Source organism: Streptomyces sp. NPDC035033, from assembly GCF_040636735.1.
GTDB lineage: Bacteria > Actinomycetota > Actinomycetes > Streptomycetales > Streptomycetaceae > Streptomyces.
Genome location: NZ_JBEZUZ010000137.1, coordinates 1 through 13,616, shown reverse-complemented (window position 1 = coordinate 13,616; position 13,616 = coordinate 1). Strand labels below are relative to the sequence as shown.

General features: G+C 75.3%; 9 protein-coding genes and 1 pseudogene. 2 read left to right on the top strand and 8 right to left on the bottom strand.

Annotated features, from left to right (window positions below):
- The 3 genes from AB0E83_RS33150 to AB0E83_RS33140 form a co-directional block, all read right to left on the bottom strand.
- Positions 1-1,232, bottom strand: a 1,232-nt coding sequence (locus tag AB0E83_RS33150; RefSeq protein WP_362120147.1) for an FAD-dependent oxidoreductase, incomplete at its 3' end; no start/stop codon positions are given.
- 119 nt (positions 1,233-1,351) lie between these two features.
- Positions 1,352-2,293, bottom strand: coding sequence for an RNA polymerase sigma factor SigJ (gene sigJ / locus AB0E83_RS33145; protein ID WP_362120145.1), 942 nt, complete (start codon positions 2,291-2,293; stop codon positions 1,352-1,354).
- A gap of 54 nt (positions 2,294-2,347) precedes the next feature.
- Positions 2,348-5,335: a bifunctional [glutamine synthetase] adenylyltransferase/[glutamine synthetase]-adenylyl-L-tyrosine phosphorylase gene (locus tag AB0E83_RS33140; protein ID WP_362120143.1), complete on the bottom strand. Its 2,988-nt coding sequence runs from the start codon at positions 5,333-5,335 to the stop codon at positions 2,348-2,350.
- Between the two features lie 345 nt (positions 5,336-5,680).
- Here AB0E83_RS33140 and AB0E83_RS33135 point away from each other — a divergent pair, with 345 nt between their 5' ends.
- On the top strand, positions 5,681-7,867 hold the full coding sequence (locus AB0E83_RS33135) for a PIG-L family deacetylase (protein ID WP_362120141.1): 2,187 nt from the start codon (positions 5,681-5,683) through the stop codon (positions 7,865-7,867).
- Positions 7,868-7,879: 12 nt separating this feature from the next.
- On the opposite strand, the gene AB0E83_RS33130 is transcribed toward AB0E83_RS33135, so the two are convergent.
- Both AB0E83_RS33130 and AB0E83_RS33125 read right to left on the bottom strand, forming a co-directional pair.
- Positions 7,880-9,124 carry a cytochrome P450 gene (locus tag AB0E83_RS33130; RefSeq protein WP_362120139.1) on the bottom strand — a complete coding sequence of 415 codons (1,245 nt, stop codon included), beginning with the start codon at positions 9,122-9,124 and terminating at the stop codon, positions 7,880-7,882.
- Positions 9,121-10,407, bottom strand: coding sequence for a cytochrome P450 (locus AB0E83_RS33125; RefSeq protein ID WP_362120138.1), 1,287 nt, complete (start codon positions 10,405-10,407; stop codon positions 9,121-9,123). Before AB0E83_RS33125 ends, AB0E83_RS33130 begins: the two co-directional genes overlap by 4 nt.
- Before the next feature lie 233 nt (positions 10,408-10,640).
- Between AB0E83_RS33125 and AB0E83_RS33120 the strand changes: the two genes are divergently transcribed.
- A complete protein-coding gene (locus AB0E83_RS33120) occupies positions 10,641-11,072 on the top strand; it encodes a VOC family protein (protein ID WP_362120136.1) in 432 nt (143 codons plus the stop codon).
- 11 nt (positions 11,073-11,083) lie between these two features.
- Here the strand turns inward: AB0E83_RS33120 and AB0E83_RS33115 are convergent, their stop codons facing one another.
- From AB0E83_RS33115 to AB0E83_RS33105, 3 genes and pseudogenes are all read right to left on the bottom strand, one after another.
- Complete coding sequence (locus AB0E83_RS33115) at positions 11,084-11,587, bottom strand: GNAT family N-acetyltransferase (RefSeq protein ID WP_362120134.1); 504 nt, start codon at positions 11,585-11,587, stop codon at positions 11,084-11,086.
- A 256-nt stretch (positions 11,588-11,843) separates the two neighbouring features.
- Complete coding sequence (locus AB0E83_RS33110) at positions 11,844-13,205, bottom strand: glutamine synthetase family protein (protein ID WP_362120133.1); 1,362 nt, start codon at positions 13,203-13,205, stop codon at positions 11,844-11,846.
- A gap of 339 nt (positions 13,206-13,544) precedes the next feature.
- Positions 13,545-13,616, bottom strand: a pseudogene (locus AB0E83_RS33105) (SigE family RNA polymerase sigma factor); the annotation flags it as partial.

The window sequence follows — 13,616 nt, the reverse complement described above, 5'->3', positions numbered from 1 at the left end:
ACCAGGCCGACGAGGATTTCGGAACCGGCCTGGTGTGCCTCTGACGTGGACTCGGCGCCCGCGCCCGCGGCCCCGGCGGCCACGCGCCGGCGGCGGGCCGGGAGGCCGAGGGTCGGGTGGGCGACGCCCCAGGCGGCGCCCTTGCAGACGAACTCCTTGTAGCGGGCGGCGAGGCGGCCGGTGAGGGCCGTGTCCTTGGCCCGGTCGTCCGCGGTGACGAGCTGGATCAGGCCCTCCCTGCGGCCCAGCGAGACGCACTGCTGGGCGTAACGGATGGGAACCCGGGGCACCTTGACGCCGGCGAGCCGGGCGGCGAGGGCGTCGGCGGCCTGCCAGGCCATCGGCACGCCCGAGGCGCAGGACATCCGGAGCGGCTTGTCGCCGGGGCCGAGGGCCAGGGCCGCGTCGCCGACCGCGTAGACGTCGGGGTGGGAGACCGAGCGCATGGTGGCGTCGACGACGATCCGCCCGTCGGCGGCCAGCTCCAGACCGCTGCCGGCGGCGATCGGGTGGACGGCGAAGCCGGTGGTCCAGACGGTGACGTCGGCCGGGACGACGGTGCCGTCGGCGGTGGTCAGCCGGTCCGCGGCCACGGCGGCGACCGACCCGTGCTCGTGGACGGTGATGCCGAGCCCGGCGACGACCTTCCGCAGGTGGGCGCGGCCCTTCGCGGAGAGCCAGTCGCCGAGGCCGCCGCGGGCGACCAGGGACACCCGGAGGTCGGGGCGGCTCTCGGCGATCTCGGTGGCGGCCTCCAGGCCGGTCAGGCCGCCGCCGACCACCGCCACCGTCCCGCCGGCCTCCAGCGCGGCCAGCCGGGCCCGGAGGCGGAGGGCGCCGGGGCGGCTCGCCACCTCGTGGGCGTGGTCGGCGACGCCGGGCACTCCCCCGTCGTCCCAGCCGCTGCCGAGGGCGTAGACCAGGGAGTCGTACGCCAGCTCCCGGCGCCCGCCGGCGGTCTCCAGGGTGACCGCCTTGCGGTCGGCGTCGACGGCGGCGACCCGGGCGAGCTCCAGCTCGACGCCGGTGCCGGCGAACATCTCGGCGAAGGGGCGGGGGGCGAGGTCCTGGCCGGCCGCGAGCTGGTGCAGCCGGACGCGCTCGACGAAGTCGGGCTCGGGGTTGACGAGGGTGATGCTCACGTCCGCGCGGTGCAGCCGGCGGGCGAGGCGGCCGGCGGCGACGGCCCCGGTGTAGCCGGCGCCGAGGACGACGATGCGGTGCTGCTGCATGACTGGCTCCTGTCCGGTCGGGCCGCGCCCTCCGGCGCGGTCTCGCCCCTTGAACCGGACAGCCCGGCGATCCCTGACAGGATCCCCATGTGACCTGCGTCACACCTGAAGGAGGGGGGTCAGAGCGTGTACAGCGGGGCCCCGTGCTCCCCGGCGGCCCAGCGCTCGGTGGCCCGGTGCAGCTTGTCCGGGTTCACCTGGCTGCGGACGGCGACGATGCCGTCCGGGGTGACCTCCAGGCAGGAGATCCCGACGACCCGCCCCTCCACGACCACGATGACCGCCGGCTCGCCGTTCGCGGTCCCGGCGTACAGGTCGGGGACGCCGCCGACCAGGGCCCGCTTGGCCGGGGTCGGCTTGAACAGGCCGCGCAGGAACGCCGCGACCGCCTTCGCGCCCACGAAGCCGCTCGCCCGGGCGGGGACCTTGCCGCCGCCGTCGCCGGCCGCGACGGCGTCGTGGGTGAGCAGCCGGATGAGCGGTTCGGTACGGCCGCTGGCGGCGGCGGCCAGGAACTCCTCCACGACCTTCCGGGCGGCGGCCTCGTCGATCTCGGCGCGGGCCCGGCCGGCGGCGACGTGCTTGCGGGCGCGGTGCAGGATCTGCTGGCTGGCGGCCTCGCCGATGTCGAGGATCTCGGCGATCTCCTTGTGCGGGTAGCCGAACGCCTCGCGCAGCACGTACACCGCCCGCTCGGCCGGCGTCAGCCGCTCCAGCAGGACGAGGACCGCGTACGAGACGGACTCGCGCTGCTCGGCGGTGTCGGCCGGGCCGAGCATCGGGTCGCCGGCGAGCAGCGGTTCGGGGAGCCACTGACCGACGTAGGTCTCGCGGCGGGCGCGGGCCGAGGTGAGCTGGTTGAGGCAGTAGTGGGTGAGGACCTTGGTGAGCCACGCCTCGGGCACCTCGACGCGCCCGGTGTCGGCGGCCTGCCAGCGCAGATAGGTCTCCTGCACGGCGTCCTCGGCCTCGGCCGACGAGCCGAGCATCCGGTAGGCGATGGCCTCCAGGCGGGGCCGCGCCTTCTCGAACCGGTCCACGTCACTCATGAGCAGGGCCATGCCACGAGCCTAGCGGGCGCGGCCGGGGCGGGGCGCCCCGGCCGGCCGCGACACTCAGGCGCCGTAGAAGAGCTCCTCGACGACCGCGCGGGCGCGGCGGGTGATCCGCCGGTAGTCGTCGACCATCTCGCCGGCGTGACCGGGGCCGTAGCCCAAGTAGCGCCCCACGGCGGCCAGTTCGCGGGGATCGGTGGGGAAGGTGTCGCCGGGGCGGCCGCGGACCAGCATGACCGCGTTGCGCACCCGGGTGGCGAGGACCCACGCCTCGTCGAGGGTCTGCGCCTCCTCCGCCCCGATCAGCCCGGCGGCGAGCGCGGCGGCGAGCGCGGCCCGGGTGCGGGTGGTGCGCAGGCCCGGTTCGGCGTGGCCGTGCCGCATCTGGAGCAGCTGGACGGTCCATTCGACGTCGCTGAGGCCGCCGCGGCCGAGCTTGGCGTGCAGGGTGGGGTCGGCGCCGCGCGGCAGCCGTTCGGACTCCATCCGGGCCTTGAGGCGGCGGATCTCGCGGACCGCGTCCTCGCCGAGGCCCCCGGCGGGGTAGCGGAGCGGGTCGATCAGCTCGGTGAACCGCCGTCCGAGGTCGGCGTCGCCCGCCATCGGCGCGGCGCGGAGCAGGGCCTGGGACTCCCAGACCAGCGACCAGCGGCGGTAGTAGGCCCCGTAGGAGGCGAGGGTGCGGACCATGGGGCCGCTCCTGCCCTCCGGGCGCAGATCCGCGTCGATGAGCAACGGCGGGTCGGTGGTGGGCAGTTGGAGCAGCCTGCGCATCTCGGTGACCACCCGGCCCGCGGCCTTGGCGGCCTCCTGCTCGTCCACGCCCTCGCGCGGCTCGTGCACGAAGAGGACGTCGGCGTCGGAGCCGTAGCCCAGCTCGTGTCCGCCGAAGCGGCCCATGCCGATCACCGCGAAGCGGGTGGGGAGTTCGTCGCCCCATTCGGCGCGCACGGCGGCCCGCAGGGCGCCGGCGAGGGTGGCGGCGTTGAGGTCGGTGACGGCCTCGCCGACCCGGTCGACGAGGGCGCCCGGGTCGCCGGTGCGGGGGCTGTCCTCGGTGCCGTACGAGTCGATGAGGTCGGCGGCGGCGGTGCGGAACAGCTCGCGGCGGCGCACCCCGCGCGCGGCGGCGACGGCCTGTTCGGCGTCGTCCGCGCGGTTCACGGCGGCGAGCACCTCCTGCTCCAGGTGGTCCCGGCCGCGCGGCTTCAGCCCCTCGGGGTCGCCGAGTATGGCGACGGCCTCCGGGGCGCGCAGCAGCAGGTCCGGGGCGAGCCGGCCGGCGGAGAGGACCCGGGCCAGGTTCTCGGCGGCGGCGCCCTCGTCGCGCAGCAGCCGCAGGTACCAGGGGGTCTTGCCCAGCGCGTCGGAGACCTTCCGGAAGCCCAGCAGGCCGGCGTCCGGGTCGGCGGAGTCGGCGAACCAGCCGAGCAGCACCGGCAGCAGGGTCCGCTGGATGGCGGCCTTGCGGCTGACGCCGGAGGCCAGCGCCTCCAGGTGGCGCAGGGCGGCGGCGGGATCGGCGTACCCGAGGGCTTCGAGGCGCTGGCCGGCCGCCTTGGGGCTGAGCCGGATCTCGCCGGGGGCGAGCTGGGCGACGGCGTCGAGCAGCGGGCGGTAGAAGAGCTTCTCGTGGAGGCGGCGGACGACGGCGGCGTGCCGCCTCCACTCCTTGTTCAGCGCGGCGACCGGGTCGGTGCGCAGGCCGAGCGAGCGGCCGAGGCGGCGCAGGTCCTCCTCGCCCTCCGGGACGAGGTGGGTGCGGCGCAGCCGGTACAGCTGGATGCGGTGCTCCATCGCGCGCAGGAAGCGGTACGCCTCGTCCAGCTGGGCCGCGTCGGCGCGGCCCACGTAGCCGCCGGCGGCGAGGGCGGCGAGCGCGTCCAGGGTGGAGCCGCCGCGCAGGGTGGCGTCGCTGCGGCCGTGCACCAGCTGGAGCAGCTGGACGGCGAACTCGACGTCCCTGAGGCCGCCGGGCCCGAGCTTCAGCTCGCGGTCGACCCGGTCGGCCGGGATGGTGGCGACGACCCGGCGGCGCATGGCCTGCACGTCGGTGACGAAGTTCTCCCGCTCGGCGGCCTGCCAGACCATCGGGGAGACGGCGTCGATGTACGCGCTCCCCAGCTCGGGGTCGCCGGCCACCGCCCGCGCCTTCAGGAGGGCCTGGAACTCCCAGGTCTTCGCCCAGCGCTGGTAGTAGGCGACGTGGGAGGAGAGGGTGCGGACCAGCGGGCCGTTGCGGCCCTCGGGGCGGAGGTTGGCGTCGACCGGCCAGATGGTGCCCTCGACGGTGGTCTCGGAGCAGATCCGCATGAGGTGGGAGGCGAGCCGGGTGGCGGCCTGGAGCGCCTTGGCCTCGTCGGCGCCCTCCACCGGCTCGCCGACGAAGATCACGTCCACGTCGGAGACGTAGTTCAGCTCGTGGCCGCCGCACTTGCCCATGGCGATCACGGCGAGCCGGCACAGGGCCGCGTCGGCGGGGGCGGCGGCCCGGGCGAGGCCGAGGGCGGCCCGCAGGGTGGCGGTGGCCAGGTCGGCCAGCTCGGCGGCGGTCTGGGCGACGTCGGTGGTGCCGCAGACGTCCCGGGCCGCTATCCCGAGGAGGCAGCGGCGGTAGGCGACCCGCAGCGCCACCGGGTCGGCCGCCTCGGCGAGCCCCCGCTCGAACTCGGTGATCCCCGGGTGCAGGTCGACCGCCTCGTAGGTGACCAGGGTCTCCCAGTCCTTCGGGTGCCGGGCCAGGTGGTCGGCGAGCGCCTCCGAGGCGCCGAGCACCCCGAGCAGCCGGTCCCGGAAGGGCTTGGCGGACAGCAGGGTGGTGGTGAGCCTCTGCCGCTCGGCCTCGGGCTGCGCCTCGACCAGCCGGACCAGGCCGCGCAGCGCGAGGTCGGGGTCGGCGGTGGCGCCCAGCGCGTCGAGCAGGACGGGGTCCCCGCGGAGCGCGGCGAGTCCGGGCAGGTCCAGCAGCCGCTCGGCCCCGGACGGATCGGTGAACCCGTGCCGCAGCAGCCGTGAGAACGTACTGCTCCTGCGCCCCGGCACCGTCATCTCCGCCGCTCCCTCCAGCCGCCGCACGCCCGAACGGATCGAGCCTATCCGCAGCGACGGGAGCGGGCGTGCGCGGCGGAGCCGGGGAGGGCGCCGGGCCCGCCGGACGCGGGGCGGCGGGGCCTTCGGGACCGGCGGCGGGAGGGGGCGGGAAGGCGTGATCGTCTGCCCGGATCCGGCACGGATCACACGTGACCTCGGGCACATCGGGGCCTTTTCGGAACCCGTCCGCCGTTCCGGCCCTGTACCCATGTGAGTCGTTCGTCCCGTCGCCGCCGCCGTCACGGACGCCCGTCGCCCTCGGCGCGTCCCGCGTCGCCCCGGTAGAGAAAGCCTCCCGCGCCCATGCCCGTACGCCGCCTCTCCAGCCTCATACGCCCCTCCCGTCACCGCCGGTCCGTCGTGACCGCGGTGACGGTCGCCGCGCTGACCGGTGGCACCCTCGCGGGCGTACTCACGGCGACGGCCGCCCAGGAGGACCCGGCACCGGGCGCGGCACGGGTCCAGGCCCAGACCCCCGCCTCCGCCCGGGGCCAGGATCCCGCCGACCGGACCCCGGGCGTCCGGAAGCCCGCCGCGCCGGACCCGCAGGCGACCCGGAGCGCCGCCCGGGGCGCCGTCCGGACGCCGGGCCGGGACGCGCGGGAGAAGGACCCGGCCGCCCGCGCCGCCGCCCCGCTCTCCGTCGTCCAGTTCGTCTCCCACCCGGACGACGACCTGTACTTCATGAACCCGGACACCGCGCAGTCGCTGGCCGACCGGGCCCCGCTGACCACCGTGTACCTGACGGCGGGCGAGTCGAACGGCGTCAACGCCCGCGCGGGCCGGGCCGCCGCCGTGGCCGTGCCGGACAAGCCCGCGTTCGCCGAGGCCCGGCAGAACGGCATCCGCGCCGCGTACGCCGAGATGGCCACCGGCGACCGCTCCAGCCCCTGGGAGCGGACCGTGATCCCCACGGCCGGCGGGGGCGCGGCCGAGCTGGACGTCCTGCGGGCCCGGCCCGAGGTGCGGCTGGTCTGGCTCCAGCTGTGCGAGGCCGGCGCGACCTCCGCCGACCGCCCGGTGAGCCTGCGGGGCCTGTGGCACGGCCGGATCCCCGCGCTCGGCTCGCAGCTCTCCTCGGGGACGCCGGTCGCCGCCGACTTCGCGTACTCCAAGGAGCAGGTCGTGGCCACCCTGACGGGGCTGCTCGACCGCTTCCGGCCGACCTTCGTCCGCACCCTCGACCCGACGCCCGGCACCGACGCGAAGGGGCGGCTGCGGGACCACCAGGACCACGCGTACGGGGCGCGGTTCGTGCAGGCGGCGCTGGCCCGGTACGCGGAGCGGCCCGGCCACCCGCACGTCGGCGTGCAGAGCTACATGGGCTACCCGAACACCGATCTGCCCCGGGCCCTGGACAGCCGGACCGCCGAGGAGAAGCTGCGCAGCCTGAAGACGTACGCGTGGCTGGACGGGGAGGACTGCGGCAGCCCGGCGGGCTGCGGCGACCTGAAGGCGTCGGGCCGGCCGAGCGGGCGCGGCTGGACGGGGACGGTGCGGTACGCGCGCGGCTCCTCGACGGGCTGGCTCCAGCCGGCCGCGGACGGCGGCCTGCTGGCCTTCGGCGTCCAGGACGGGCACCTGGCGACCTGGCACCGGCCGCCCGGCGGCGCCTGGCGGGGTCCCGAACTGCTGGCCGGCGGCGGGCTCGACGGCGGGGTCGGCTCGGTACGGCTGCCGGACGGGCGGATCGCGGTCTTCGGCACCCGGACCTCCTTCACCGGGCCCGCGGGCTACCGGCGGGAGGTCGTCACGGTCGAGCAGACGGCGCCGGGCGGCCGGTTCGGACCGTGGCGCTCGCTGGGCACGCCGGGGCGGCCGGACGAGGCGGACCGGACGCCGGACATCAGCGCGCCCGCCGTGACCGTGGACGGCACGGGACGGGTCTCGCTCTTCCTGCGCGACGGCGACCACCGGCTCGCCGGGCGGGAGCGGACGCCGGGCGGCGCCTGGGGGCCGTGGCGGGCGCTGGGCGGGGCGGACCTGCACGGCGACCCGGTGGCGGCGACCGACGCCCGGGGCCGCACCTACGTCTTCGCGGGCACGCCCCGCTCGGTCCTGATGTGGACCGGCGCGTCCGACGGCGGCCCGGTGGCCGGTCCGCTGCCGACCGGGCTGCCGGCGACCACGCTGGCGCTGAGCGCGGGCCCGGCGCCGACGGGCGACGCCATCCGGCTCTGGTCCCGGGTGCCGGCCACCGGCGAGCCGCGCGCGGCCGACTTCGCGGGCACCGTCCAGCTCGCCCCGGTCACCCCGCCGGCCGGCGGCATCGCGGGCTTCGGCCCGGTGAGCGCGGCGGACGGCCTGGTCGCGGCCCGCTCGCGGACCGGCCGGCTCGCCGTGGTCCCGCTCCCGGGCGGCGGCACCTGGCGCGTCCTCGACTTCCCGCTCGCGGGCGCCCCGGCGGCGGGCCCGGGCGGGGTGGCCGCGCTCGGCCAGGACGGCCGGCTGCACTGGACGCCCGGCCCCCCGCCGGCCCCGACGGCCTGACCGGCCGGGCGCTCAGGCGTCGAGGAGGACCGGGAAGGACTCCAGGTCGTTCTGGGTCATCACCGGCAGGTTGCGGAGCTCGGCGTCGGGGACGGCGAGGCGCAGCCGGGGGAAGCGGGCGAAGAGGGCCGGCAGGGCGATGCCCGCCTCGATGCGGGAGAGGGCCGCGCCGGGGCAGATGTGCGGGCCGTGACCGAAGGTCATGTGCCGGTTCGGGGCCGGGCGGGTGACGTCGAAGACGTCGGCGTCCGGGCCGTGCCGCTCGGGGTCGCGGCCGATCGCCCGGTACGAGATCACCACGCCCTCGCCCTTCGGGATCACGGCGTCGCCGACCTCGATGTCCTCGGTGGCGAACCGCATCAGGAGGTGGGTGGTGGGGGTGTCGAAGCGCAGGGTCTCCTCGATGACCGCCTCCCAGGAGACCTCCCCGGCGAGCACCGCCCGGAGCTGGTCGGGGTGGGCGAGCAGGGCGCGCACGGCGTTGAGGATGAGCCCGATGGTGGTCTCGTGTCCGGCGGCGACCAGCGCCTTGAGGTTGCCGACGACCTCCTCCTCGGTCAGCGGTTCGCCGCCCTCGTCGGCGAGGATGAGGCCCGAGGTCAGGTCGTCGGTGGGCAGGGCGGTCTTCGCGCGGACCAGCTCCGTGTAGAAGACGTCGAGTTCGGCGAGGAGGGCGAGCCGCTCCTCCTGCGGGGTGAGCATCGAGAAGAACTTCTTGTACTGCCGGGTGAGCATCGCGTTCGCCTCGGGGTCGACGCCCATCAGCATGCCGACGACCCGCATGGGCAGCGGCTGCGCGAAGACGGACTTGAGGTCGACGACGGCGCCGTCCCGGCCGCCGTCCTCCAGGGCGTCGAGGAGTTCCGCGGTGAACTTCTCGATGGCGGGGCGGATCGCCTCCAGGCGGCGCGGGGTCAGCGCCTGGGAGGTCTTGGCGCGCAGCCGGCGGTGCTCCTCGCCGTCGACGGTGAACATGGACCGGCCGGCGTCGATCATCCCGATGAGCGGCCACGCGTGGGTGACCGTCCCGCTCGTCCACAGGCTCCAGGCGTTCAGGTCCTTCACGAGGCGGGGGTCCACCAGGAGGCGCCGGGCGTCGGCGTGGCGCGTGACGGCCAGGGCGGGCACGCCGAGCAGGTCGACGCGGGCCAGCGGGCCGGCGGCGCGGAGCCGGGCGGTCTCGCCGTCGAGGTCGGTGACCATCGGGTCGATGACGACGGGGGCGGCGCCCTGGGCGGCCGTGTACGGGCAGGTCACGAGGGGACTCCAGTCGGGGGTACGGGGGTGAACCGGACGGGCAGGGCGGTGGTGCCGCGCAGGAAGGCGGAGGGGCGGCGGACCAGTGCGCTCTCGGGGACGGCGAGTTCGAGGTCGGGCAGCCGGTCGAGCAGGACCTCGATGCCGGTGCGGGCGATGGTCTCGGCGATCTCCTGGGCGGGGAAGGGGCAGCGGTACTCGCCGTGGCTGAAGGCGAGGTGGGCGCCGGCGCCGCCGCGTTCGGAGGGGGTGGCGCCGGGGGCGCCCCGGCGGACCACCGGGTCGGTGTTGGCGGCGCCGAGGCCGAGGAGCAGCAGGTCGCCGGCCTTGATCCGCCGCCCGCCGAGGCGGGTGTCGCGGACGGGCCAGCGGCCGGCGAGGATCTGGGTGGGGCCGTCCTCCCAGAGCACCTCGGTCATGGCGTCGGCGACGCTGCGGCGGCCGTGGGCCATCGAGTCGGCGAAGTCGGGCTCGGTGAGCATCAGGCGGACGGAGTTGCCGATCCAGTCGGCGGTGGTGAGGTGCCCGGCGGCGGTGATCGCCATCAGGTCGAGCGCGTACTCCTCGTCCGTGAACTCCTCGGGGTGGGCGAGCATCCGGGAGGTCACGTCGTCGCCGGGCTCGGCCCGCTTCGCGGCGACGAGCCGGGCCATGTGGGCGCCGAACCGCCGGTGGGCGCTCTGCGCCCCGGGCCCGCCGTCGGCGAGGTCCTTCAGCACCCGGGCGATGTCGGCGCCCTCGGCGTCGGGGAAGCCGACGAGCCGGGCGAGGACGAGGACGGGGAGGGGTTCGCAGAAGTCGACGACGAGGTCGGCGGTGCCGCGGGCGCAGAAGGCGTCGACGAGCCGGTCGGCCAGCTGCTCGCCGTGGCCGCGGAGCTCGAAGGGGTCGACGGCCTCCAGGGCGGGGACGACCATCCGGACGTGGCGCCGGTGCTCCTCGCCGGCGGTGAAGTAGATCGAGGGCAGGGGCCGTCCGACCATCGGGAGCAGCGGCCAGTCGTCGGGGACGTGCGGCCACTGGTTCCACAGGCCGACGTCCCGGGGGAAGAGTTCGGGGTCGCTGGTGACCTGGTGGACCTCGCGGTAGCCGACGACCAGCCAGGCGGGGAGGCCGCCGGGGAGTTCGACGGGGACGACGGGGCCGTGGTCGCGGCGCACGGCCCGGTAGAGGGCCTGCGGGTCGGCCTGGAAGCCGGGGCCGGAGAGCGGGACGGCCGCGGGGCACCCGGACGGGGGTGCCGGATCGGGGGCGGGCGGCCGTGCGGACGGGGAGGGCGTCATCAGTCCTGTCTCCTGCGGTGTGCGGCCAACGCGTGGTCACTATAGGGAGGTTGTGTGACGCCGAAGCGGTCGTTCCCGATCGTTCCCGCCCCTCGAACGAAACGATCAGGTCACCCGGTCGGGGGCAAGGAGGTTTTCCGTCAGGTCCTGCGTCAGATCCTCCGCCGGGTCCTCCGCCGGGTCCTCCGCGTGGAGGAGGTGCGGAGCGCGGCCGGGTGCGGGACGGTGGTCCCATGAAGTGGACACTGGAAGTCGTCCCGGTCCCCGTCACCGACGTGGACCGGGCGAAGGAGTTCTACGCCGAGAAGTGCGGCTTCGTCGTCGACCTGGACGACGAGGTCGCGCCCGGGACGCGGATCGTCCAGGCGACCCCGCCCGGCTCGCGCTGCTCCATCGCGCTGCTCTCCGGCATGCCGCCGATGCCCGGCACGAGGACGACGGCCCCGGGCGGCCTGCACGGCCTCCAGCTGTGCGTCACCGACATCGAGGCGGCCCGGGCCGCGCTCGTCGGGGCCGGCGTCGACGTCTCCCCCGTGATGCACGTCGGTCCGGACGGCTGGGAGGAGGGCAAGGGCGACACCTGGAACTCCTTCCTCGCCTTCGAGGACCCCGACGGCAACGGGTGGGTGGTCCAGGAGGCCCCCTCGGAACTCTCCGAACGCTGAGCGCCGCCGGGCTACCGCGGCCCGAGCTCCACCAGGAACCGCACCAGCCCGTCCCCTTCTCCCGCGCGCCGCATCCCGGCGCGCTCCATCACCCGGTGGGAGGCGACGTTGCCGGGATCGGCGTCGCCCCGCAGCACGGTGGCCCCCGCCTCCCGGGCGATGCCGACCACCGCGGCCAGCGCCTCGGAGGCGTACCCCTTCCCCCGCTCCCCCGGCACGATCCCGTACCCCACGGTCACGCCCCCGTCCGCCCCCGGCGGCCCGTGGAACCCGATCCCGCCGACGACGAGCCCGCTCCCCCGCAGCCGTATCTGATACGTCCGGTACGGCCCCGGATCCCCGTGCTCGGCACATCCCCGAAGGAACGAACTCACGGAGGCGAGGTCACCCACCCCCGGATACCCCTCCGCCCACCGCTCCCCCGGCAGCACCACCCGGGCGACGACCCGCTCCCCCTCGGGCACGGTCAGGGGACGCAGCAGCAGCCGCTCGGTGGCGGCGGTCTCGGTCTTCACGCACCGCAGTCTGGGGACACCGGCCCCCGGCGGCAAGGGAATTCCCCCGTCACCCGCCGTCGAAGGACCGGCAGAACGGCCGGTCCGCCGGGTCGTGGACGGGCTCCGCGGAGACCCGGTTCGACGTCCGGCGGCCCGGGGACGGCCCATGGACGGCCCGGGGACGGCCCGGGGCGAGGGAGACGGCTCAGGGCCGACGGTCCGTCACCGTCGGCCCTGAGCGCCGGTTCCCGGCTCTGCCCGCTCCGGCCCGCGGCTACAGCACCGGCAGGTTCTTCCGCAGCTCGAAGGCCGTGACCTCGGAGCGGTACTCCTCCCACTCCTGCTTCTTGTTGCGCAGGAAGAAGTCGAAGACGTGCTCGCCGAGGGTCTCGGCGACCAGTTCGGACTTCTCCATGAGGGCGATGGCCTCGCCGAGGTTCTGCGGGAGGGGTTCGATGCCCATCGCGCGGCGCTCGGAGTCGGAGAGGGCCCAGACGTCGTCGTCGGCGCCGGCGGGGAGCTCGTAGCCCTCCTCGATGCCCTTGAGACCGGCGGCGAGGAGGACCGCGTAGGTCAGGTAGGGGTTGGCGCCGGAGTCGATGGAGCGGACCTCGACGCGGGAGGAGCCGGTCTTGCCGGGCTTGTACATGGGGACGCGGATGAGGGCGGAGCGGTTGTTGTGGCCCCAGCAGATGTACGAGGGGGCCTCGCCGCCGGAGCCGGCGGTGCGGGAGGAGCCGCCCCAGATCCGCTTGTACGAGTTGACCCACTGGTTGGTCACGGCGGAGATCTCGCCCGCGTGCTTCAGCAGGCCCGCGATGAAGGAGCGGCCCACCTTGGAGAGCTGGTACTCGGCGCCCGACTCGTAGAAGGCGTTCCGGTCGCCCTCGAAGAGGGAGAGGTGGGTGTGCATGCCCGAGCCGGGGTACTCCGAGAACGGCTTCGGCATGAAGGTGGCCTGGACGCCCTGCTCCAGCGCGACCTGCTTCATGACCAGGCGGAAGGTCATGATGTTGTCGGCGGTGGAGAGCGCGTCGGCGTAGCGGAGGTCGATCTCCTGCTGGCCCGGGGCGCCCTCGTGGTGGGAGAACTCGACGGAGATGCCCATCGATTCGAGCATGGTGATGGCCTGGCGGCGGAAGTCCATGCCCACGTTCTGCGGGGTGTGGTCGAAGTAGCCGGAGTTGTCGGCCGGGGTGGGGCGCGAACCGTCGAGCGGCTTGTCCTTCAGCAGGAAGAACTCGATCTCGGGGTGGGTGTAGAAGGTGAAGCCGAGGTCGGACGCCTTGGCGAGGGCCCGCTTGAGGACGAAGCGCGGGTCCGCGAAGGACGGCGAGCCGTCCGGCATGAGGATGTCGCAGAACATCCGGGCCGTGCCGGGCGCCTCGGCCCGCCAGGGCAGGATCTGGAAGGTGCCCGGGTCCGGCTTGGCGATCATGTCGGACTCGTAGACGCGGGCGAAGCCCTCGATCGCGGAGCCGTCGAAGCCGATGCCCTCGTCGAAGGCCTGCTCCAGCTCGGCGGGGGCGACGGCGACCGACTTCAGGAAGCCGAGCACGTCGGTGAACCACAGGCGCACGAAGCGGATGTCGCGCTCTTCGAGCGTACGGAGCACAAATTCCTGCTGCTTGTCCATTTCCACACCCATCCTCGCTGGTCAGGCCGCCTGCTCCCACCGCCTCGGGCACATCGGGGGGCACCTGAGCATCCCACCACATGGTTTCGCGCACGTTGCACACCCATACTGCCTGTTCGGGTGTGACACAGGTAACCGAGGACCTCCGGAAGTCCTACCCCGTTCGGCCCACGGAGCCGCCCCGCCCACTACGATCTGCGCCCATGGGAGCCCTGCGGCTCGAACGCCCGTCCCGGCACGCGCGTCCCCTGGCACTGGTGAGTGCCGTGGCGACGCTCCTCGCCGCGCTCTTCGTCTGTCTGGGGAGCGGGCCGGCGGCGGCGGGCGGCCATCCGGGGCACGGGCCCAGTGCCGCAGCACCACGACGCTGCGCTGCTTGGGCGCCAGCACCTTCAGGACGTCCATGAGCAG